General features: G+C 45.7%; 22 protein-coding genes. 15 read left to right on the top strand and 7 right to left on the bottom strand.

What is annotated here, in order from left to right; genetic code table 11:
• Positions 1-263 precede the first annotated feature (263 nt).
• Both E2I14_RS08140 and E2I14_RS08135 read left to right on the top strand, forming a co-directional pair.
• Positions 264-1172 (top strand): hypothetical protein, encoded by a 909-nt coding sequence (locus E2I14_RS08140; protein ID WP_133327313.1) that lies wholly within the window; start codon positions 264-266, stop codon positions 1170-1172.
• Between the two features lie 119 nt (positions 1173-1291).
• A complete protein-coding gene (locus E2I14_RS08135; RefSeq protein ID WP_133327311.1) occupies positions 1292-2134 on the top strand; it encodes a hypothetical protein in 843 nt (280 codons plus the stop codon).
• A 305-nt stretch (positions 2135-2439) separates the two neighbouring features.
• On the opposite strand, the gene E2I14_RS08130 is transcribed toward E2I14_RS08135, so the two are convergent.
• The 3 genes from E2I14_RS08130 to E2I14_RS08120 all read right to left on the bottom strand — a co-directional run bounded on the left by E2I14_RS08130 (position 2440) and on the right by E2I14_RS08120 (position 5663).
• The gene (locus tag E2I14_RS08130; RefSeq protein ID WP_133327309.1) at positions 2440-2628 is read right to left on the bottom strand and encodes a hypothetical protein; all 189 of its coding nucleotides are present in this window, start codon (positions 2626-2628) and stop codon (positions 2440-2442) included.
• A gap of 312 nt (positions 2629-2940) precedes the next feature.
• Positions 2941-3966 carry a catalase family peroxidase gene (locus tag E2I14_RS08125; protein WP_165967793.1) on the bottom strand — a complete coding sequence of 342 codons (1026 nt, stop codon included), beginning with the start codon at positions 3964-3966 and terminating at the stop codon, positions 2941-2943.
• Positions 3967-4343: 377 nt separating this feature from the next.
• A complete protein-coding gene (locus E2I14_RS08120; protein ID WP_133327305.1) occupies positions 4344-5663 on the bottom strand; it encodes a sigma-54 interaction domain-containing protein in 1320 nt (439 codons plus the stop codon).
• Positions 5664-5822: 159 nt separating this feature from the next.
• Here E2I14_RS08120 and cydP point away from each other — a divergent pair, with 159 nt between their 5' ends.
• The 9 genes from cydP (at position 5823) to E2I14_RS08075 (ending at position 11250) form a co-directional block, all read left to right on the top strand.
• Entirely contained in the window at positions 5823-6023 is a 201-nt protein-coding gene (gene cydP / locus E2I14_RS19965; RefSeq protein WP_133327303.1) for a cytochrome oxidase putative small subunit CydP, read from the top strand.
• Positions 6020-7603 carry a cytochrome ubiquinol oxidase subunit I gene (locus tag E2I14_RS08110; protein ID WP_133327301.1) on the top strand — a complete coding sequence of 528 codons (1584 nt, stop codon included), beginning with the start codon at positions 6020-6022 and terminating at the stop codon, positions 7601-7603. Before cydP ends, E2I14_RS08110 begins: the two co-directional genes overlap by 4 nt.
• The gene (gene cydB / locus E2I14_RS08105; RefSeq protein ID WP_133327299.1) at positions 7600-8736 is read left to right on the top strand and encodes a cytochrome d ubiquinol oxidase subunit II; all 1137 of its coding nucleotides are present in this window, start codon (positions 7600-7602) and stop codon (positions 8734-8736) included. The genes E2I14_RS08110 and cydB overlap by 4 nt, the downstream gene beginning before the upstream one ends.
• A 23-nt stretch (positions 8737-8759) precedes the next feature.
• A complete protein-coding gene (gene cydX, locus E2I14_RS08100; protein WP_133327297.1) occupies positions 8760-8882 on the top strand; it encodes a cytochrome bd-I oxidase subunit CydX in 123 nt (40 codons plus the stop codon).
• Entirely contained in the window at positions 8879-9163 is a 285-nt protein-coding gene (locus E2I14_RS08095; protein ID WP_227544660.1) for a cyd operon YbgE family protein, read from the top strand. The genes cydX and E2I14_RS08095 overlap by 4 nt, the downstream gene beginning before the upstream one ends.
• A 5-nt stretch (positions 9164-9168) precedes the next feature.
• Positions 9169-9813, top strand: coding sequence for an MBL fold metallo-hydrolase (locus tag E2I14_RS08090; RefSeq protein ID WP_133327295.1), 645 nt, complete (start codon positions 9169-9171; stop codon positions 9811-9813).
• Between the two features lie 115 nt (positions 9814-9928).
• Positions 9929-10309, top strand: coding sequence for a rhodanese-like domain-containing protein (locus E2I14_RS08085; protein ID WP_133327293.1), 381 nt, complete (start codon positions 9929-9931; stop codon positions 10307-10309).
• Positions 10310-10406: 97 nt separating this feature from the next.
• The gene (locus E2I14_RS08080) at positions 10407-10769 is read left to right on the top strand and encodes a carboxymuconolactone decarboxylase family protein (RefSeq protein WP_133327291.1); all 363 of its coding nucleotides are present in this window, start codon (positions 10407-10409) and stop codon (positions 10767-10769) included.
• A gap of 85 nt (positions 10770-10854) precedes the next feature.
• Positions 10855-11250 carry a rhodanese-like domain-containing protein gene (locus E2I14_RS08075; RefSeq protein WP_133327289.1) on the top strand — a complete coding sequence of 132 codons (396 nt, stop codon included), beginning with the start codon at positions 10855-10857 and terminating at the stop codon, positions 11248-11250.
• Positions 11251-11278: 28 nt separating this feature from the next.
• Here the strand turns inward: E2I14_RS08075 and E2I14_RS08070 are convergent, their stop codons facing one another.
• The 4 genes from E2I14_RS08070 to E2I14_RS08055 all read right to left on the bottom strand — a co-directional run bounded on the left by E2I14_RS08070 (position 11279) and on the right by E2I14_RS08055 (position 15201).
• Positions 11279-13612, bottom strand: a complete 2334-nt coding sequence (locus E2I14_RS08070) for a methyl-accepting chemotaxis protein (RefSeq protein ID WP_133327287.1) — start codon at positions 13610-13612, stop codon at positions 11279-11281.
• Between the two features lie 290 nt (positions 13613-13902).
• The gene (locus E2I14_RS08065) at positions 13903-14529 is read right to left on the bottom strand and encodes a class I SAM-dependent methyltransferase (protein WP_133327285.1); all 627 of its coding nucleotides are present in this window, start codon (positions 14527-14529) and stop codon (positions 13903-13905) included.
• A 102-nt stretch (positions 14530-14631) separates the two neighbouring features.
• The gene (locus E2I14_RS08060; protein ID WP_133327283.1) at positions 14632-14823 is read right to left on the bottom strand and encodes a YgaP family membrane protein; all 192 of its coding nucleotides are present in this window, start codon (positions 14821-14823) and stop codon (positions 14632-14634) included.
• Between the two features lie 24 nt (positions 14824-14847).
• Positions 14848-15201: an ArsR/SmtB family transcription factor gene (locus E2I14_RS08055; protein ID WP_133327281.1), complete on the bottom strand. Its 354-nt coding sequence runs from the start codon at positions 15199-15201 to the stop codon at positions 14848-14850.
• 160 nt (positions 15202-15361) lie between these two features.
• Here E2I14_RS08055 and E2I14_RS08050 point away from each other — a divergent pair, with 160 nt between their 5' ends.
• From E2I14_RS08050 to E2I14_RS08035, 4 genes are read left to right on the top strand one after another with little or no spacing between them, the layout of a single operon-like run.
• A complete protein-coding gene (locus E2I14_RS08050; protein WP_133327278.1) occupies positions 15362-16414 on the top strand; it encodes an efflux RND transporter periplasmic adaptor subunit in 1053 nt (350 codons plus the stop codon).
• Positions 16411-19638 carry an efflux RND transporter permease subunit gene (locus tag E2I14_RS08045; RefSeq protein ID WP_133327276.1) on the top strand — a complete coding sequence of 1076 codons (3228 nt, stop codon included), beginning with the start codon at positions 16411-16413 and terminating at the stop codon, positions 19636-19638. Before E2I14_RS08050 ends, E2I14_RS08045 begins: the two co-directional genes overlap by 4 nt.
• Entirely contained in the window at positions 19635-19844 is a 210-nt protein-coding gene (locus E2I14_RS08040; RefSeq protein WP_133327274.1) for a YgaP family membrane protein, read from the top strand. The genes E2I14_RS08045 and E2I14_RS08040 overlap by 4 nt, the downstream gene beginning before the upstream one ends.
• 47 nt (positions 19845-19891) lie before the next feature.
• A complete protein-coding gene (locus E2I14_RS08035; protein WP_133327272.1) occupies positions 19892-21277 on the top strand; it encodes a TolC family protein in 1386 nt (461 codons plus the stop codon).
• The last annotated feature ends 29 nt before the right edge of the window (positions 21278-21306 follow it).

The following is a 21306-nucleotide window of genomic DNA, read 5'->3' as shown; positions in this document are numbered from 1 at the left end:
GCAACAAGAATGCAATTAAAGGTCGCCACTATCAGGTCGTGGCGATGCCGAAATCCACAAAAATTGCCCCAATGCGGGGTAAAAATAGGAAGGAATTGGCTTTACGATAAAGCAGAGGTCGAGCGTTGGATATCCGATCAACGCCAATGCTCAACCACAAAAAGATTACCAATCGCCTCAAACGATCAATGCGGTTTAAAACGGAAAACGGGCCGCCCTCGAAAGCATGAACCTGCGAAGGCAAAATTGAGAGAGAGAGAATCATGAGCGAACAAGCACATATTCCACTTGTAATTGAGCTACCCAAAAAGGCCATGCACCGCATGCGAAATATTCGCGCCGTTTTGCGCGATGATCGCATTTCTCTGGGAGCCAAAGGTTTGTTTGTTTTGATTATGGACCTACCAGATAATTGGGGAGCTCGTCCATCCCACATAGCTGAGTTTACAAAAACGGGGAAGCACTTGCTGTCGACCTACCGAAAAGAATTGGAAGGCGTGGGAGGTTTGAGGGTTGAACCGATTCGACTTTCGGATAAGGAGGCTGCGGCGTTAAATGCGCGGGATTCCAAGTGTTATCGAGCCGGGCATGTAGTTGGGACTAGGTGGGTTTTGGCTGATCCTAAACTTTGGGCAATTGAACAATCATTGACAAAAAAACGAAAGGAGCAAAGCCGAGTTGCTGGTTTTCCGCCTGTCGGTGATGCCGATAGTCGACAACCGCGAGACTCGAACAATCGGACGGTAAGGTATTCAATGAACTGTAAGGGTATAGAAAAAGAGAAGCAGCAGGATGGAAATCTCCAAAATGCTGCTACACCTTATAGCCATTTGACTCAATCACGCCGACGTCGCGGCGATGAGACTATTGAGCACGGTGTCGAAATTTGGACCGACGGTGATATCGCGAGACTTAAAAGCCTCATCGCCAAATTTGGAGTTGCGCGGGTTGAAGGTGTCGCTGCTTCACTTACCCCAGCAGCAGGACATTTAGCTCCCTACGTGTCCGCAGTTATAAAGGCAATCGATGTGGCAATGTCAAAGGATCAACGCGACGCAGAGATGAAGCAGCAAATTGGAAAACTGAGCGCTGATTCACCAACATCTAAGGCAGTTGCCCAAGCTCACATTTCCAAAATGAAAAATGCGCTAGGCAAGAAAAATCTTGAGTAGAAATTTACGGACTAGTTGGAAAGTAGCATTAACTTTCGACTAGTCCTATAGACGGATGAAATCAACAAACTATTTCAAATCTCAATTTTATAAACTAATATTTTTTAGAATGGAAAATAATGATACCGATTACAAAAAAGCGCATGCCAATTGCAAAAAAATACTTGAATGCTGAGTCGCCGGTTGAAAGACATAGGAAAAAATTACTCAGAGTTTGTAAATGGGCACTTTGCCATGGGGTGGTAAGTGCGGAGATAATTAAGAATGTGGCACATCAGCAGAACAATTCGTTGCCAAAACAGATGATAAAAAAAGGATTATTGATTGAAAATAAAACAGTATCTGGCTGGCCGAGATTCTTTTACACACTTTCTCAAGCAGGGTTGGATTTGGCAACTTCCTATTCCCCCAATTTTATTGACTATAATAAATATTTATCACCTCAAAAAATTAGCCAGACAAAATTTGAGCACGATTTCTCTGTTCAAAAATTGAGCTTATTAGCAATCCAGAAATTTGGAGTTAAATACCTGTCCCAAGCCCAAATGGCGACCCGACACGTTAAGGGAACGAAAATTCCAGATGCACTCTGGATTCATAAAAATATTTTTAAAATCGCCGTTGAAATCGAATACTCCCAGAAATTTGGGCGAATCTTAGATGAAACATTGTCCGCAATTATTCAATCTCTGGTTGCGGGTGAGTTCCATTACTATTATTTTTTTGTCCGATCAAATGTTATCAAAACTAATTACATTGATGCCATGAAGGGCGGTCGTCATATTCATAGTTATATAAAAAATGACCAAAATAGGTGGGTAAAAGACACTAATAAGTTGGAGGTCATTCCTGATTGGCTCCTTGATAAGGTATTTTTTATGCAAGAAGAAAATTTGCTGGGTGACCTTACTAGCATCATGCAAGCCTGTGAACAATTTGCCGTTGAAGAGGTAAATCAATAATTGGCAAAATTAATTAGTTGCACGCATGAGGAAAGGTGAAGACGGCTATGTCGGTTATTGTTGCATCATTCTATCGGCCAATGGATCTGCAAAATTTCCTATAGTTCGCTACTCGATTTCGTAAGTGCTAAAAATGTTGGATTATTCGAAAAATGACACCGCTTCTTAGGGCTTTGGCCGAGCAAAATCGAATAAGGGTTGTTGAATTTCTTCCTAGTTGTGCTTGGTAGGCGCAAAAAATAAGATAATAAATTTGTTCCCTGTCACACACATTAGATTTCGTCCGGGGTTTTCCGGCCTAAACTTTAACGCAGCTTCTTAACGAGTTCTGAAGATAAGTTTTCAGCGCGCAACTTCTCATCTGAATCCAGCTCGCAGAGCACATCTTGCAATAAACTCGACAGATCAACTAGCAAATCTCTGGATTGATTAAGAAACGCCGCTAATTCAATCAAAGCAATCTTATCTTCTTTCGACTGAGTTAATTTTTTCATATTAAAGTCCACTTTCCGCTTCTAGGCCAAAATTCCCACATTCAACCAGCATCCTTTTTAAACTATAGTTCACATTTAGATCTTGATCGGACACATTGTTTGTGAACTGCGCAGATATTTCAGATTTAGATTTGTAATTATTTTGAAGTCAGTATTAGTCGGATCGACGCGTTAAGTTGACTGATGGCAGCTCCTTGAATTTGACGTGAATCGTGCCGATAGGAGCGCTCCGTTCTTCACAGAATACACCAACTCACCCCCCAAATCTCGATAAGAGAGAAGTGGGGGGCAGACACAGATGGGTCAGTCTGTTCACTGAGCACGTTGCCCATAACTTACGGCATAGGTTGGGAAACGTATAGCGAGAATTGGGTCGGCTGAGGGTTCAATTCCATCGGGCAAAGAAACAGGATTAAAGAGAATTTTTCGCTGCTCAGGAACCTGATCAGTAATGGCCTTAGTTAGCGTGATGGTCCCAAGTTGGACTAAAGGGTTAGACTCCGACCAAGATACGGTTGGATCGACAATGTTGTCATTGGCGTTTGCAAGCTGAGCAAATACGGTGAAGCTTACTGGTGCGATGTTAATTCGAGACGGCAATTCTTCCATCAGATAATTTGGGCTCATTTTGGCGCTTGCTTCATCCGTCAATGAATGCATACCTGCTGCGGGAACGATGCGGTAGCGAATGAAATTACTTTCTCCTTTGCTGTTAGTAAATTTAAATGCGTTGATCCCATAAAAAGGTAGCGTCGCAAAACTTTCTGGCGCTGGGCGTGGAGTTGTTACAAATTTCAACGCAGCTGGATGGCTAGCCAAGAACTTCTCGATGGGAGTTGGCTTCGCCGCGTCAGTACCACTAGCCCCAACAGCGGTCAACATGGCCAAGAAGTCTTCGGGAGTCGCTACAGGAAAAGCGCTTGCTGAAATACTGACAATATCGGTCGAAGCCCCATCTCCTAGGTCAAATCGAATTGCCATTCCATGCGGGCTGGCTTTGGGCGATGCATCCGGCAAGGTAGGCACACCAGTACCGTTGGAGAACCTCACCGTGACAGGTACTGGGTGCAAGAAATGCGGTGCGCGGCTAATAGATGAGGCGCTAGCAGCAGGTGTAAATGTGCCGGTTACCATTACGCCTTTAGCGTGGTTAGCCCGAAATCCATCATGCGGGCCACTAGAGAGTTTATTGAGTTGATTAACCAGAGCTACCGGAAGGGGCGTTTGATCTGTATTTTGCTCTTGCGCTGGAACTACGGTACTAACTGTAATGAGTACGCTTGCCAGCAATGTTTTGGTGCGTTGCACAAACTGATTGGCAGGATGATGCCTGTTCATGCCCTTACAAGCTGCTTTAGGGCTAAGAAAACCGTAATGAATAGAGTTCATAGGAATGGAGCACTCAAGAAAATTAAGGAAATTCATTCTACCAAAACTGGGGAAACTCATTGCTTTTGGGGGTTGGGGAAGTTAGTGCGGATGAATGCCAGCGATGTAACCGCAGTCGGGTCGATAAAATCATAGCGTTGATTTTGTTGTACAAAGCCTCAGCACAAAATAATCAGTCTAAGCTTAGATTGATTAATCACATTTAAAAGCTGAGTTATATTTCGAATTTCATCGAAGTTATTTTTGGCACACATTACTCTTTATGCTGTAGTGGCCGAGAGGAGGATATTTATCTGATCAGATTTCCATCCTAAATAGGGGTGATTTTATTTATCTAGTGCCCGCAATTTCCGATACAGAGACCGTTCACTAATTCCTAATTTTTTTGCTAATTCGGCTCGGCTTCCGGTGTGAGTTTCAAGTTGAGTGCGTAACTCATTACGTTCGATTTCGCGCAAGGATCTATCTTCCGTGTCGCTCGGTGACGGTGAGGTCAGTGTTTGTATTCGTTTGATTGGGTTAGACGCTACAGAACGCTCAACATGAGATCGCTCGATTAATAGGCCGTCGCAAAGCAGTGCTGCGCGCTCCATGATATTGCGTAATTCTCTGACGTTACCAGGAAAGGAATAGGCACTTAAATACTGTAGGGCTTCGTCGGATAAAGTTAATTGTCGCTGTGGCGCGACCCTCTCAAGTAAAGCAATTGCAAGCAGCTTTATATCCTCTGCTCGATGCCGGAGAGGCGGGAGTTGAATTGGGAATGTACATAGTCGGTAATACAGATCTTCGCGAAATAAGCCATCTGCGACCATGGCTTGTAAATCGCGATGGGTTGCCGATACAAAGCGCACATCGGTACGGCGTAGCTCAGTACTGCCGACGCGGCGGTAGGTGCCGCTCTCTAACATACGCAATAATTTCACTTGCATTGGCAGTGGAATATCGCCAACCTCGTCTAAAAATAGTGTTCCGCCGCTGGCTGATTCAACCAGTCCAATTCGGGTTGCATTGGCACCAGTGAATGCTCCACGTTCGTGACCAAATAATTCACTCTCAAATAATGTCTCGGTCAGACTGGCGCATTCCACTACCACAAAAGGTGCTTTAGCCCTTTCGCTGGCGTCGTGCAGCGCTTGTGCTACTAGTTCTTTTCCGGTGCCGGATTCTCCAAGCAATAAAACGTTGGCAGTCGATGGACCAACTCGCGCCACCATTTCAAGCATATGTAAAAAATCAGGTGAACGTCCAATCAACCCTTGGCGCAAATGGTTACCTTGCTTAACTCGCAGCGGTTCCATTTTTTCGACAAAATAGACCTGCTGACCTTGCTCATTTTTAATTGGAACTAACTCAATATTTACGTAGCTTTCGCCTTTTGGCGTGTGATGCACATGCAAGACTCGCTCGCGGTGGCCTGAGCTGCGGGCTTGTGCTATAGGGCAAACTTCCCCTGATTGATCGCAAGGCGCGCTAAAGTGATGTGAAACGTCATAGCATGTTCGTCCGATTACGGAGAAGTGCTGCCCAAACTGACGCTGGTAGGCGGCATTGGCGGCGATGATTCGGTACTGATCGTCGAACAGGATATGCGGCTCGGCTAATTCTTCTAGATAGGAGATGAGTTCGGGTATAGCATGGGACATAAGTAAGTATCCAACTAAGATATGACACGATTTACTGACTGCCATTATGGCAGCTTCTGCCAATTTGGCATAGAACATTCCATGAAGTTGGCGTAACTCGTTTCAAATTTCTTCTAGGTAACTGAATTTAAATCACTTTTCTTTCAGGCGTCCCTTGGCATGAAACATGCAATCAGAAAAGTCATGACCCATAAACCTCGTTCCCTTTTTCTCCATTTAGCCATCGCCGTGCTAATTAAGCTCATTGTGTTGGTGGGTTTATGGTGGTTTTTTATTCGTGATAGTAGCGTTGTGGTTAATGCTGATTTCATGGCTACACACATTGGTGTCCCCGCAAATTCTCAAGGAGTATCGAAGTGATTTCAGAACAATTGGTTGATCTTTCGCGGCTACAGTTTGCCGCTACTGCCTTATACCATTTCCTGTTTGTCCCTCTTACGATTGGCATGGTTTGGCTGCTGCTGATCATGGAAAGCGTCTATGTAATGACGGGCAAAGTAATTTGGCGCGATATGACCCAATTTTGGGGGAAATTATTCGGTATTAACTTTGCCTTAGGCGTCACTACTGGTATCACGCTGGAATTTCAGTTTGGAACTAACTGGGCCTATTACTCGCATTATGTCGGTGATATTTTTGGCGCACCGCTTGCGATTGAAGGCCTGATGGCGTTCTTTTTAGAATCTACCTTAATTGGATTGTTCTTTTTTGGTTGGAGTCGCTTAAGCAAACCAAAACATCTGTTGGTTACTATGTTAATGGCCGTTGGAACTAACTTATCAGCGTTATGGATTTTGATTGCTAATGGTTGGATGCAGAACCCGGTTGGCTCTGAGTTTAGTTATCTCACCATGCGTATGGAGATGGTCGATTTTTGGGCGGTTGTTTTTAACCCTGATGCACAAGCTAAGTTTGTGCATACTGTCTCCGCAGGTTACTTGACTGGCTCGATGTTTGTTTTATCGATTTCGAGTTGGTATTTATTGCGCAAGCGCGATGTTGAATTTGCGAAGCGCAGTTTCGGCGTTGCTGCGGCGTTTGGCCTAGCGTCTGCGTTGAGTGTGATCGTGCTTGGTGACGAATCCGGTTACACCGTCGGTGAAGCGCAGCAAACCAAAATGGCCGCGATCGAAGCGATGTGGGAAACCAAGCCAGCACCGGCTGGATTAACACTGATTGCCGATATTAACGAAGCCGAACAAAAAAATAACTGGGAAGTGGAAGTCCCTTGGGTAATGGGTCTGATCGGAACGCGCTCGGTAAGCAAACAGATTCCCGGCATCCACGACATTAAAATCAAAAATCATGAACGGGTGCTGCGCGGTATCGTCGCGGTTAAAGCTCTGGAAGCATTGAGAAAAAATCGCCATGACGAGCAAGCGTTAGCCATATTCAATGTCAACAAAAACGATCTTGGTTTTGGTTTGCTTCTCAAAAGGTATGTCAGTGACATGGATCAAGTAACGCCAGAATTAATTGACCGCGCCGTGAATGACACGATACCGCGTGTGACACCAATGTTCTGGGGCTTCCGAATTATGGTTGGTCTTGGCTTTGCGATGTTGGCTCTATTTGGAATTGCCTTTTTTAGCACGATTAAAGCCAGCAAAGAAAAAAGTCCTTGGTTGCTCAAATGGGCGCTTTGGATGCTACCGGCGCCGTGGATTGCCTGCGAATTAGGTTGGTTTGTGGCCGAGTATGGTCGTCAGCCTTGGACGATTTATGGTGTGTTACCAACGCATTTAAGTGTATCCACATTGAGCGTCAATAGTTTGTATGGATCGCTTGCCGGATTCGTCACCTTTTACACCGTGTTATTGATCGTGGAAATGTATTTGATGGTGAAGTTTGCACGCCAAGGACCGGGTAGTTTGGGAACAGGGCGATATCAGTTTGAAACAACACATGGTGCAGACAATCTTTTAGGAGCGGCAAAATGATTGACTATCCAACACTTAAGATTATTTGGTGGGTATTAGTCGGTGTCTTATTGATCGGCTTTGCGATCATGGATGGACACGATATGGGCGTGGGGACTTTGTTACCTTTCGTGGGTAAAACCGATTTAGAACGCCGGGTCGTGCTCAACACAGTGGGCCCGCATTGGGAAGGAAACCAAGTTTGGTTTATTACTGGTGGCGGTGCGATTTTTGCCGCGTGGCCGTTGGTATATGCCACCGCATTTAGTGGATTTTATTGGGCATTATTGGCCGTTTTGTGGGCGTTATTTTTACGGCCGGTCGGATTTGACTATCGTAGCAAAATCCATAATCCAACTTGGCGTAGCGTGTGGGATTGGGGCCTATTTGTTGGTGGTGCGGTTCCTCCATTTATTTTTGGTGTGGCTTTCGGTAATTTATTGGAAGGTGTTCCGTTTCAATTCGATAATTACATGGCTTCGACCTACACAGGAACATTCTGGCAATTACTTAATCCGTTTGCCCTGCTTGCTGGTGTTGTAAGCAGTGCGATGATCACAATGCAGGGCGGTACCTATTTGGCGCACCGCACTGAGGGCGCGGTTCAACAACGTGCGATCAAGGGTGCCATTGGGGCAGCCGTGATAATGATCGTTGCGTTCATTGCTGCGGGTGTTTGGTTGCAAGTTATTCCTGGGTATCGTATCAGCTCTTTGATCGATACTGCGGCATTGTCGGACCCAATGAGTAAAACCGTAGTCCATGAATCGGGCGCATGGATGAACAATTATCGCTTGCAGCCGTTGTTGTGGATTTTGCCTCTATTAGCCATTGCAGGCGCATTATTGACGACTGTTTTGCTGTTGGCGCGTCGGGCATTAATCGGATTCGTCACATCATCGCTCGCTTTGTTGGGTGTTATCGGTACAGCTGGCGCGTCAATGTTCCCATTTTTAATGCCGTCCTCTAGCATGCCAAATGCCAGTTTGACGGTGTGGGATAGCGTATCGAGTCACCTTACCTTGGGTATCATGTTTTGGGCGACGTTGATCTTTATGCCGCTAATTATTTTCTATACATCATGGGCTTATCGCGTTATGCGTGGCAAGGTCACTATCGAGCAGATTAAAGCTAACGAGCACAGTGCTTATTAACGGTACGCAGAAGGAGTAAAAATATGTGGTATTTCGCTTGGATTTTAGGTGTCGGTTTTGCACTGCTGCTTGCTGTATTGAACGCCATGTGGGGCGAAAACGAAGCGGCTCGACGTGATGGTCATCAGGACGATGCTGGATTATGAAAGCCCAGTCAACAAGCCGTGGCGCGCTTGGTATGCAGATCCTGTGCTTGCTAATTGCGCTAAGTATTATGGTCGGTGGCACCGCTTATCCGCCGTTGTTGATGACGACATCGGGTAAGGTCGATCATGGATTGGCGACGCTGGTTTTTTGGTCGATGAGCGCAGGATTTGTTTATGGTGTTGGTTTTGTACCAAAGAATATAGTGGCGCGTTGGCTACTTTCGTTTTGGGCTTGCTTGGTGGGATTATTAGTTGCCGGGCTACTAAAACTTTTTCTGTAGATACTATGTATTTTCGAGTCCTTCATAACCAAGCAAGTGGCTTCACCAGCTACTTACTTGGTGATGCCACACGTAATGAAGCGGTGTTAATTGATCCACGGATTGATGATGTGGCCGTGACACGCGCGATTCTGAAAGATCAACGACTCCGCTTGAGCGCGATTCTATTTAGCCATGATCATGGACTGCTAGAGGACGAGTCATCACATAATGAACCCTCTGTCAACTCGGCAGTGTTAGCTGCATACGGGTCTGTTGGTGACGGCGGCGGTCAAAGATTGAATCGGCTGGACACTGACTTGCTAACTTTTGGTGATGAACATCTTAGGATCATAAAAACGCCAGGTCACACCTTAAATTGTCGAAGTTTTTTGTGGCGAGATCGATTATTTTGTGGCGATGTATTAACGGTTGATAGTTGTCCGCATCAGCCCCGGCCAATCTCTGCGGACCACTTATGGAATAGTGTAAATCAGAAGATTTTCACTTTACCGTCCGAAGTGCTGCTATTCAGCGGACACACAAAGCAGGCGAGATTTCTCAGTTCTGTGCTTGAACAACGGCTTTGGCATCCTTGGTTTTCAGGTGCTACGCGCGATATATTTTTAGCGCGCGTTTCCGATAAAAGTAATATTGATCTAGCGATGTAATCTAATCCTTACTGATATGGCGGATATACCAAATTGAATATCAAGACTGGATCATTTTTTGATATATCCAAAAACAGATGTTAATTCATTCAACCTCAACTTACATAAGCCCTATATGAAAACTGCCCACGATCTTGTAACCGCTGCCAAATCTCATATCCAAGAAATCCCACTCGATTTAGCGCAATCAGACATCCTCAGAGCCGACATTTTGATTGATGTTCGCGAAAAAGATGAATTTCTTAACGGCCATATAGCTGGTGCTGTTCATATTCCACGCGGCTTGCTTGAATTTAAACTTAGTGCCACACCAGAATTCGGCACGCGTGATCTCAATATTGTTTTGTATTGCAAATCTGGCGGCCGCGCAGCACTCTGTGCATTAGCGTTACAGGAAATGGGATATCTCAAAGTTAGTTCAATCGCTGGCGGCATTGATGCGTGGGTAGAGTCGGGAAGAGCTGTCGTAAAGCCCGAAATTATCGCATTTGAATGAGGTCGGATCAGTAAAACGTTTGCCAAGTAAAGTCTGAATAAAATATTTCCTTTACTTATAACTTCCAATTTAAATCCACACTGTGAGTAAATAAATTATGTCAACAGCTATTCCTAATTATCAAGAATTAACTCAATCAGTATCAAAAAATCTCGCCGAGCTGCGCAAGGATATTCCCGATGTCATGAAGGGCTTTAGTGAAATGGCGCGGGCTGCGACGGCGGATGGCGCGCTGGATAAAAAAACGAAAGAACTTATTGCACTTACATTGGGTGTTGCCGCCCATTGTGATGCGTGCATTGGCTTCCATGTAAAGGCGTTAGTCGGACTTGGCGTGACTAAAATCGAGCTAGAAGAAGCGTTAGGGATGGCGGTTTATATGGGAGGTGGACCTTCGTTGATGTATTCTGCGAATGCATTGGCCGCATTCAATGAGTTTTCTAATCCTGTTGTGGAATAGTGATTTGTCCCAATCAAGATTTAGCCTGCAGCCGCTGTTAGCCTTGTAGTCATTTATTTACTTTATTCTTTAGAAAAATATTTTCATGAAAATTAAATTCGTATTTATTGCAATCCTAGTAGCGATTTTTTCGGCATCGATGCTCAATGCCGCAGAGTTAGGTTCAACTGCAGTGATTGAAGTAGCTCAGGCAAACAAAATGGTTGTTAAGGGGACGTTATTCTTGGATGTTAGGGAGCAATCTGAATACGACGAAATTCATGCGCCTCGTTCGACGCTAATTCCATTGGATCGGTTAGGCGCCCGTATGAATGAAATTGCCAAATTCAAAGATCAACCTATCGTGGTCATTTGCCATTCCGGAAAACGTTCCCAAGTGGCTGTAAAGGCACTAAGAGAAGCTGGTTTCCCCCAAGCTACCAGCGTAACTGGCGGGATGGTCGCTTGGGAAAAAGCGGGTTTTGATGTTGTAAAAAAATGACCTCAACCAGATGCTGTATGGACAGATATTAGGTAAATCCGAGGCGCTTAGCAGTTGAGAGTACGAGCACTACTTCGCTCGTAGCTCTTGAAAAGGATGTCCCGGAATCAAGAGCATCTTCTGCCTGAGCGTATTTTTTATCGTTAATTAGCTCACCTACTTGGCCCGCCACATGGTGAAAATTCGCGTGTTTAACAACGAGTTCTTGAAATAATCCGCGCTCGCCAAAACGCTGTCCGTCCGAATAAATCCATTTTCCAAGTGCACAACAGTTATCACGAGCTAACGTTTTTGCATCAACTGTCTCATTATTTTCAATCGCATCGCGCAGTTTCACCTTCCATTGGCGGTGCGCATCAATGATTGAATCAACATCAATCCCCTCAACGATTGCTCCCGCTTTAGCTGCCCCAGTTATACGGAATTCATCTACATGAGCCGCCATACGCACTGCCATTTGGCATTGTGCTGTCGCGACTTCTGCAGTCTGTTCGACTAAGGTCGCATTTGCTTGAGTATTTTGGTCCAATTCTTGTACCGCATTACCGATTTGGTTGATACCCATGCTTTGTTCTCTTGCGCCGTTGGCGACATCATCGAGGAGATGTTTAATTTTTTCCGCGTTTTCTACAATCTCTCTCATTGCGTCGCCCGCCTTTCTCACAATTCCTGTACCTGATTTGATTTGGTCGGTGCTGCTTGTGATGAGTAATTTGATCTCCTTTGCGGCATCTGCGCTTCGCCCCGCGAGAGCTCTAACTTCAGTAGCCACGACTGCGAATCCGCGACCTTGCTCCCCCGCGCGCGCAGCTTCAACCGCCGCATTTAATGCCAAAATATTAGTTTGGAAAGCGATCCCATCAATTACGCCGATAATGTCGCTAATCTTTTGAGACGAAACTTGAATCCCTTCCATAGTTTCTATTACATCCAGCATCACAGAGCCACCCCGTTCGGCAGTTTGTGCATTTTCAACTGCGATTTCGGAGGCTTGTTTGACTGAGTCCGCTGTGATTTGAACTGTAGAGGTCGTTTCCTCTAATGATGCGGCGGTTTCTTCTAGCGCAGCCGCGGCTGCCTCCGTGCGGGCTGATAGATCTTGAGTGCCTTGCGCCATTTCCAAGCTTGAATGAACGATCATGTCACTGGCTTCTTGAACTTGCTTGACCGTTTCTCCAAGCGATCTCTGCATTTTCCCTACTTCTTTTAATAGTGAAGATATTTCGTCATTCCCAATAATCCCAATGTCCGCTCTTAAATCCCCCATCGAAATACGAATGAGATGTTGGCGTAGATTTTTTAGTGCAGCCATCATTGAACAATAGAAGCCAATGAATAGATAGAAGGCGAAAAATAGTCCAATCAAAACAATCAAAACTGTTTTCCAAAGATCTTGCATGATGCCGGCGCGACGCTCGCTTAACATTTTTTCTAGTACACCAAGATTAGTTGAAACCTGTGCAAATTGGGCGTGCATAGCCTGGTTCGCGTTGTCTAAATAAGTCTTCCTATCTCCTTTAATGTCGGCTACACCGATTGGGAATGTTGTACGAACAAGGCCTTCAAAATTTTTAGTACTCTCTGCTGCGGAGAACGCTAGTGCATTCGAATATGCTGGTTCGGCCTTTTGTACTTTGTTTAAGTCGTGTATCGCAAGCGCTTGCTCATTGTCGATGACAGCCAGACGCTGTTGGATTCGTGCTGAGATATCAGGCGTTAGTTGTTCAAGTTTAATTGCAGCATATCCTAATCCCCGCAGCTCGGCTGTGCTTCGAATAATCTCCGAGTCGTGCATCAATGTAGCGCTAACCAGGTAGTATGAAGGCAGCTCTGGGTCAAGTATTAACCCTGATCCATCAATGCATTGATCTAATACCGCCAGTAGACTGGTAGTGAGATTGGTCATCGTTGCAAATATTTCGTTAGGATTTCCTTGCGCTGATTGTGCGGATTTTAATGCCGCTCGGACGTCATTTAGCCTCTGAGTGGTGCCAATTAAATTACCTAATTCGGCATCGACATCTTCAAGAGTTTTGAATTTTTTTTCAAAATTTTGTCGGGCTTCCGCGACTTGAGCATCTGTTTCACCTAACGCTGCATTTCGGGCTTGGTAGCGCCAAATGCCGGCTGAATCAAGGGCTGGATAGATTACGGTTGCATACCGTACTCCATTCAACTCTTGTTGAACTGTATTGAGGTCTTGGCACTTCGAGCTAAAAAATATCGTCAGTAACCAAATAAGTGGAAGAATGAAAGCAACTGCGATTAACAGAGATTTAGTTGGGAAGTAAATCCCTTGCATCACCTTGATGCTGGGGTTCCAAATGGGCAGATTAAGCAGTCGTGCAATAATTTTTTTCATGAACCTATCCCAGCGGTATCAATTGAACTAACGTGGATCGACCAAACATTTAGCTAGTGACGGCGTAAGTTTTTAAAGTGGTTGACTATTTCAGATTAGGCGATAGAAACAAAATAGCTAGCGTGAATATACTAATTGTGACGCAAAGTTTCGATTAAGTACTAAAATCCGCTCATTGCGAGGGACGTCATTGCGGCTGATTTAAAATTGAGTACTCAGTTAGCGAAAAAAAGCGCCATCCAGTCTCCTGAGCGTTTCATAGTTCAGAGAGCAAGAGCCCGTAATAGTTATTATTTTTTTGCTACCACGCCGATTAGAGCAGACATGCCCAAATGCCGCGCCCCTTCTTTTAGTTCGGTTTCATAGGAACGTATCTCGAGTATGTTCATCCCGGCTAATAATTCGGTCATTAATTCTTCGGTATAGAGATGCGAGAGCTGTCCGGGGCCTCCGGTTTTGTATTCTAGCTGCTTGGGAGTGTACCCTTGGACGATAAGTAGTCCACCGGGTTTTAGTCCATTGATCATGTTGTCGAATAGCCTGGCTCTTAGTTCAGGGTCCGCGAACTGGATAAATATTGCTGCGATAGCGTCATACTGATTGGGCTGCCAAGGATAACTATCGCAATCGCTGTGATGGAAAGCGATATCAACTTGGTTGTCGCTTGCAAATTTCTTGGCCTTTTTAATGGCGACCGCCGATACATCGAACGCATCAACTTGCATCCCTTGTTGAGCCAGCCAAACACTATTTCTTCCCTCACCATCGGCAACACACAGAACTCGGCTGCCACCAGTCGCGTATTTTTTGGTCGATTCGACCAGAAACAAATTCGGGTCTTTTCCGAAGATAAATTCATCAACATCAAAGCGTTCGTTCCAAAATTGTTCTGCTTCTTGCGCTGCGTTAGGGTTCATGGGGTTACCTCGGTTAACTGCTGTGGAGATATAAAAACGGCGCTATCGCCGAAATGGGATAACGCCGTTGCTTAGGCTTTTTGATTAAATGTTCGCTCAAACTTATTGCTTCATCTTACAAGTGCTTAATCCAAACGGTAGATACGCGGGGCAGAACCGGAAGGTGCCGGTTGCCAATGGAACGATCCCAATCCAGCCCCAGATACCGATCATTCCTGATACGGTCGCTAGAATTAAACTGAGTCCAAAAACGATACGGATGGCACGATCAATGGTTCCTACGTTTGCTTTCATGTTGTTCTCCCTTTAAATGACGAACTACTTTTTACTCGAACTGCTGCTGCGTGCAAATGCTTTTTGAGTTAAGGCTTGCTCTTCAAATTGACGTACCAAACTGCCACAAACTAGATCACACAGCGTGTAGACCGATTCATCGGCGATGCGGTAGTACACGCTCGTGCCGCGATTTTCGCGCGCAACTAGACCATGCTTGCTCAGAATAGCCAAATGACGCGAAATATTCGCCGAAGTGTAGTCGCATAGATTTGCCAATTCGCCCACATTTTTTTCGCCTTCGCGCAAAAAACTCAAAATGTTTAGGCGTGTGGGTTCCGACAACGCCAAAAAATAGGCGGCAACTTGATCTAGCGCATCTTTTGTTAAGCCTTCCATAACTCTCTCTTTAAAACATATAACTTGCAGATTATGGGCAAGGATACACTGAATGTCCACATATTTAATTATTTAGGTACTTGCATATTTAATTGATTAGTTACATAATGAAGCTTATTCAAGCAACTTGCTAAAAATATTTAATCTTGGGAGAAGACGGATGCGAAGCTCAGCTCAATTAAGTGCGGTGATGTTAGCCGCTCTATTGCACATGTCCGGTAATGCTGTGGCTGATACCAAATTAGCCACTATCGTGGTTCAGGCTAATGGACAGGCAAATGCAGCCAGTTACGACGGGGTGGTTGAAGCAATTCGCCAGACTGTGATTAGCTCTCAGGTTTCGGGAGCGGTTGTTGATCTTGCAGTGAAGACCGGTGATACGGTCAAAGAGGGGCAATTGTTGGCGCGCATTGATGCGCGTTCCGCCGCGCAAGCCGCTGTTGCGAGCCAGGCTGAGACTGCGGCAGCGCGAACAGCGTTAGATTTAGCGAGTAAAGACTATCAACGCCAACGTCATCTTTTTGAAAAAAATTATATTAGTCAATCAGCTATGGAGCGAGCTGAAGCCCAGTTTCACGCGACATCGGCGCAACTGAGTGCCCAAATTGCTCAAGCAAGTATTGCCCATATTCAATCCGACTTCTATGTGATCAAAGCACCCTATGCGGGCATTGTGTCCGACGTTCCGATCGCATTGGGCGACATGGCATTGCCAGGTAAGCCGTTGGTGACGTTGTACGACCCTTCCTCGCTGCGTGTGACAGCCTCTATTCCACAAGCTAGTATTGGGAGTTATGCGCCAAATCAGTCGTTTACTCTTGAATTCCCCAATCTGAGTAATGGTCACCAATGGTTAGCGCGCACTGAATTACAAATTTTGCCAACGGTTGATGCAGGCACTCACTCGACCCAAGTTCGAATTGATTTACCCCACACCTTGAAAGAGGTAACTCCAGGCATGTTTGCTCGAGTTTGGCTGCCAATTCCAAAAAATGTTGTAGGCATGTCCGGCCAGTTAAGTATTCCTGCCAGCGCTGTGGTTCGTCGCGCTGAAATGACTGGCGTGTATGTTATCGATGCAAATAACAAACCATTATTGCGGCAAGTTCGTCTTGGCAAAGCGCAGCGCGATACGATTGAGATCTTATCCGGCATCAGCGCCGGCGACCGCATAGCCACTGATGCACAAGCAGCGGCGAAGGAGGCAAGATGAATGCTCGATTAGGTGTCTCGGGACGTATCGCCGCCTTTTTCCAAACGGCCCGAATTACGCCATTATTGGCACTAGCAGCACTATTGCTAGGCGTTTTTGCGGTACTTGTGACTCCGCGCGAAGAAGAGCCGCAAATTAACGTGACGATGGCAAATGTATTAATTCCCTTTCCCGGTGCGTCGTCGCGCGATGTTGAGCAAATGGTCGCAACCCCTGCGGAGCAAGTGCTATCCCAAATTGCAGGTGTCGAGCACGTCACGTCGATGTCACGTCCCGGTATTGTGATCATGACAGTGCAATTTAAGGTTGGGGTAGCGCGAACTGAGGCGCTTGTCCGTCTATATGACAGTGTCAATTCAAATGCAGATTGGTTGCCAAAAGGGTTGGGAGTTTTAGCTCCTTTGGTCAAGCCGAAAGGCATTGATGATGTGCCCATTGTGAGCCTGACCTTATTTAGCAAAAATAATCAAACTGGTTCGTACGACTTGGAGCGAGTTGCCCACAGTGTTGAAACCGATCTTAAACGTGTTCCCGGAACGCGCGATGTGAGCACCATAGGTGGGCCTGGTCGAGGTATTTTGATTGAACTAGATCCCGCTCGAATGCAAGGTTCGGGTGTTACCGTTAGCGATTTGCGCAACGCGTTGTCCTCCAGCAATCTAGGTATGCCGATTGGTGATCTGCTGCAGGGTAATCGAGCGATTGCCGTTGAAGCAGGACCGTATCTCAAAAACGCATCAGAATTAGGTGAGCTAGTTGTGGCGGTTCGGCAAGGCAAACCTGTCTTTTTGCAAGATGTCGCTACCGTTCGTGATGGCCCATTACCTATGGCGCGCTATGTATGGCAGGGCATTGCCGGAAAAGATGGAGGGGAATACCCAGCGGTTACCATCGCGATTACGAAAAAGTCTGGCGAGAATGCAATCGACGTGGCCAACGCGATCATGCACCGCGTGACCGAATTAAAAAATACGGTCATTCCATCGGATGTTCTTGTTGCGGAAACTCGTAACTACGGAAATGCTGCCAACGACAAAGCGCAAAAGCTGATTCAAAAATTATTATTTGCAACATTATCGGTTGTGGTGCTAGTATTTTTTGCGCTTGGTTTGCGTGAGGCGGCTATTGTCGGTGCAGCGGTAATTCTTACCTTAACGGTGACTCTATTCGCCTCATGGGCCTGGGGCTTTACGCTTAATCGTGTTTCACTTTTCGCCCTAATTTTTTCGATCGGTATTTTGGTGGATGACGCTATCGTCGTCGTCGAAAACATTCACCGTCATCAAGGTCTATCGCCCAATAAATCACTGAGAGAAATTATTCCCGGGGCAGTAGACGAAGTCGGGGGGCCAACCATCCTGGCGACTTTAACCGTTATCGCTGCTCTGTTACCAATGGCATTTGTATCAGGCCTGATGGGACCATACATGAGCCCAATTCCAATCAATGCCAGCATGGGGATGTTGTTGTCGCTCGCGATTGCCTTCGCAGTCACTCCTTGGCTAGCGCGTATTTGGATGAAGGATAAAAGTGAGCATCATGTTAGCGACAAACCGCACGGATTTTCTGCTCGCTTAGCACCTTTATTTGAAACTCTTTTTAAACCGTTTTTAGCTGACGTTCATGGAAAGCGCAATCGTGGCTTTTTGGGCTTAGGTATTGCAGGGTTAATAGCTATCTCATTGCTTTTACCAGCAACTGGTTTGGTTTTATTGAAAATGCTTCCGTTCGACAATAAATCGGAATTCCAAATTATTGTGGATATGCCAGCTGGCACACCGGCTGAAAAGACTGCTGCCGTACTGCACGAAATGGGCGCCTATTTAACGACTGTTCCTGAGGTCGTTGATTACCAAGCTTATGCGGGAACCGCTGCACCCATTAATTTTAATGGCTTAGTTCGCCAATATTATTTGCGTAGTGGCGGTGAGGTCGGTGATATTCAAGTCAACCTAGTCGATAAGCATCATCGTAGCGACCAAAGTCATGTAATCGCTACTCGTTTGCGCCCAGCTTTGCAGATAATTGGAAAGCGCTTTGATGCGAACGTTAAGATTGTAGAAGTGCCCCCAGGTCCGCCAGTATTGGCGCCGATAGTGGCTGAAATCTATGGACCAGAAGCAGAAGGGCGAATTCAAGTTGCCAAATCCGTGCGAGCGGTTTTCAATAAAACCGCCGGAGTGGTGGATGTCGACGACAGCAGTATTACGGCAGCCCCAAAAACAATGTTGATTGTTGATCGACGGAAAGCCGCGTTACTTGGTGTTTCGCAACAAGAAATTGTGATGACCTTGCGTGCTGGCTTATCCGGTGAATCGGTCACCTATTTGCATGATGAGAGTAAATATCCAGCCGCCGCAATTTTGCAGTTACCTTCAGAACTTCAAGGAGATTTGAATGCACTATTGCAATTATCGGCGCGCAGCGGTACCGGCAAGCTTGTACCAATTCGTGAGTTAGTTACGCTCACCGACAGTACGCGTGAACAACCGATTTACCACAAAGACCTCTTACCGGTGAACTATGTTGTAGCCGATATGGCGGGGAAAATCGATAGTCCTCTGTATGGCATGTTCTCAATGCGCCGCGACATTAATGCGATAAACACACCCAATGGTGGCACACTAACCGAGTATTTTATCCACCAACCGACTGATCCCTATCGTGGCTATTCCATTAAATGGGATGGTGAATCACAAATTACCTATGACACGTTCCGTGACATGGGGATGGCATATGGTGTGGGTTTAATCTTAATTTACTTATTGGTGGTGGCCCAATTTGGTTCGTACCTGACACCGTTAATTATTATGGCCCCGATCCCACTAACTATCATAGGTGTCATGCCAGGACATGCTTTGTTGGGCGCGCAATATACGGCCACAAGCATGATTGGAATGATCGCACTGGCCGGGATTATTGTCCGCAATTCAATCCTATTAGTCGATTTCATTAATCTACAAGTACGTTCAGGAGTCGAATTAAAGCGGGCCGTAGTTCAGTCAGCGATCACCCGTGCTCAGCCGATTGTTTTGACTGGTCTGGCGGCAATGCTTGGTGCCTTCTTCATTTTAGACGATCCAATTTTTAATGGCCTGGCCATCTCCTTAATTTTTGGAATTCTGGTCTCAACGCTGCTGACGCTACTCATTATTCCACTACTTTATTTTATGGCTTACCGAAATCGGATTGATTTTATTACCAACAAAGGAGAAACAGCATGAGCTCATGGCAATTAGTGCGCGTAATCGCGGGCACATTTATTTTACTTTCGTTAGCACTAGGCATCCCAGGTAGTCCGCTATTTGTTAGTCAATGGTGGTTAGCCTTCACCGGATTTGTCGGAATCAATTTGCTGCAGAGCGGATTGACCAAATGGTGTTTGATGGAATCCATTCTGCGCAAGCTTGGTCTGCGTTCTGGCAACTAGTCACTAAATTAGTAAAGTCGTTACCCCTATTTTAAAAAAAGTAGATTATGAAACTCCTTACTTCCGTTATTCCCGCTTTGGCCTTTGTGCTAATCGCACCATTTTCTTTTGCAACGGATTTAGTGCAAGCGTGGCAAGCGGCGCAACTACATGATCCTGAATTTGCAGCCGCGCAAGCTAGTTACGAAGCAACGATGACGCACCGTGATCAATCGCGCGGAATGTGGTTACCTACGGTGAAACTGACGGCGGGAGTTGGGGTTCAAGATAGTGCAACTAAGACAAGCGGAGCGCAGTTTTCCGCTCCAGGCTTCACTCAAACCAACGGGGTGGCATTTGATACCTCGATCAACAACGGTAAAGCGGAACAATATGCCTTGGTCGCCCGGCAACCCGTTTTAAATCGCGCTTTGCTAAGTCAAACACGGCAGCTAGATTTATCTGCTGATATGGCTGAAATAGCCTGGAAAGAGGCCAAACAACAATTGGCCTTGCGTGTCGCCGAACGCTATTTTGATTTAACCATCGCCAATGAAACCCTGCGGCTTCTAAAGCAACAGCAAGTAGCTGTTGAGCTAGCATTCAATCAAACCAAAGATAGTTTTAAACTCGGCAGCATTCCAGTGACCGATACATTTGAAGCGCAAGCACGTGTCGAAACTATTAAAGCCCAAATTATGGCGGCAGAAATGGATGTGCAGATTAAGCAATCTACGTTTGCTGACTTAACTGGCATTAGTTCGCAGGACTTGGCATTGATCGTTTTGCCAAACAATACCAACTCGATCGCTTTGCCTTCAATAGAAAAAAGCCTCGATGAAACGACGCAGAATAATCCTGCATTATTAATTCAAGAAACCAAGCTCAGCAGTGCGAAAGAGGAAGCAGAAAAACACCGCCTCTATGCAACCCCAACAATTGACGTCGTTGCTCAGACGGGCTACGACAAGGTTCATGGTAACGGTGATTTCGGACCGGCTGAAAATTCCGCGAACAATCGCATGATCGGAATTCAGCTCACCATTCCTTTATTTACTGGTGGCATTCGTAGTTCCAAATATACCGAGTCAGTTCATTTAATCGACAAAGCTAAATCTGAGGGCGAGCTATTGCGTCAACAATTGCTGTTGCAAACACGCGCTGCTTGGCTAGGTATTACCGTTGGAGAAAGCCGGGTTGCCGCCTTAATTCAGGCCTACAAAGCGAGCATGGCACGACTTGATGCTACCCGTTTAGGACACTCTGAAGGTGATCGCACAACCTTAGAACTTCTCAATGCAGAAAATGACGCCACAAGTTCGGAGTTAGCGGTCGTGCAAGCGCAAATCGCCGTAGCAATGAATCGACTCAAACTGGCACAGTTAAATGGCAGTTTGGATGATAGTACCTTGCAAGTAATGAACCGAGTATTGACTCAACAAGTTACAAAATAATAGACAAAACTTAAAAAAGGGAGACGCAA

The organism is Sapientia aquatica (assembly GCF_004358105.1).
Taxonomy (GTDB): domain Bacteria; phylum Pseudomonadota; class Gammaproteobacteria; order Burkholderiales; family Burkholderiaceae_D; genus Solimicrobium; species Solimicrobium aquaticum.
Note: the sequence above shows the minus strand (reverse complement) of the source record. Positions and strands in the feature narration are given on the sequence as shown.

Bases quoted from the DNA above. Each gene is read 5' to 3' on its own strand.
- E2I14_RS08040 (WP_133327274.1), top strand. From the start codon at position 19,635: ATGAGCTCATGGCAATTAGTGCGCGTAATCGCGGGCACATTTATTTTA.
- E2I14_RS08085 (WP_133327293.1), top strand. From the start codon at position 9,929: ATGAAAACTGCCCACGATCTTGTAACCGCTGCCAAATCTCATATCCAA.
- E2I14_RS08140 (WP_133327313.1), top strand. From the start codon at position 264: ATGAGCGAACAAGCACATATTCCACTTGTAATTGAGCTACCCAAAAAG.
- E2I14_RS08065 (WP_133327285.1), bottom strand. From the start codon at position 14,529: ATGAACCCTAACGCAGCGCAAGAAGCAGAACAATTTTGGAACGAACGC.
- E2I14_RS08070 (WP_133327287.1), bottom strand. From the start codon at position 13,612: ATGAAAAAAATTATTGCACGACTGCTTAATCTGCCCATTTGGAACCCC.
- E2I14_RS08055 (WP_133327281.1), bottom strand. From the start codon at position 15,201: ATGGAAGGCTTAACAAAAGATGCGCTAGATCAAGTTGCCGCCTATTTT.
- E2I14_RS08120 (WP_133327305.1), bottom strand. From the start codon at position 5,663: ATGTCCCATGCTATACCCGAACTCATCTCCTATCTAGAAGAATTAGCC.
- E2I14_RS08080 (WP_133327291.1), top strand. From the start codon at position 10,407: ATGTCAACAGCTATTCCTAATTATCAAGAATTAACTCAATCAGTATCA.
- E2I14_RS08135 (WP_133327311.1), top strand. From the start codon at position 1,292: ATGATACCGATTACAAAAAAGCGCATGCCAATTGCAAAAAAATACTTG.
- cydX (WP_133327297.1), top strand. From the start codon at position 8,760: ATGTGGTATTTCGCTTGGATTTTAGGTGTCGGTTTTGCACTGCTGCTT.
- E2I14_RS08130 (WP_133327309.1), bottom strand. From the start codon at position 2,628: ATGAAAAAATTAACTCAGTCGAAAGAAGATAAGATTGCTTTGATTGAA.
- cydP (WP_133327303.1), top strand. From the start codon at position 5,823: ATGAAACATGCAATCAGAAAAGTCATGACCCATAAACCTCGTTCCCTT.
- E2I14_RS08050 (WP_133327278.1), top strand. From the start codon at position 15,362: ATGCGAAGCTCAGCTCAATTAAGTGCGGTGATGTTAGCCGCTCTATTG.
- cydB (WP_133327299.1), top strand. From the start codon at position 7,600: ATGATTGACTATCCAACACTTAAGATTATTTGGTGGGTATTAGTCGGT.
- E2I14_RS08125 (WP_165967793.1), bottom strand. From the start codon at position 3,966: ATGAACAGGCATCATCCTGCCAATCAGTTTGTGCAACGCACCAAAACA.
- E2I14_RS08095 (WP_227544660.1), top strand. From the start codon at position 8,879: ATGAAAGCCCAGTCAACAAGCCGTGGCGCGCTTGGTATGCAGATCCTG.
- E2I14_RS08075 (WP_133327289.1), top strand. From the start codon at position 10,855: ATGAAAATTAAATTCGTATTTATTGCAATCCTAGTAGCGATTTTTTCG.
- E2I14_RS08035 (WP_133327272.1), top strand. From the start codon at position 19,892: ATGAAACTCCTTACTTCCGTTATTCCCGCTTTGGCCTTTGTGCTAATC.
- E2I14_RS08060 (WP_133327283.1), bottom strand. From the start codon at position 14,823: ATGAAAGCAAACGTAGGAACCATTGATCGTGCCATCCGTATCGTTTTT.
- E2I14_RS08090 (WP_133327295.1), top strand. From the start codon at position 9,169: ATGTATTTTCGAGTCCTTCATAACCAAGCAAGTGGCTTCACCAGCTAC.
- E2I14_RS08045 (WP_133327276.1), top strand. From the start codon at position 16,411: ATGAATGCTCGATTAGGTGTCTCGGGACGTATCGCCGCCTTTTTCCAA.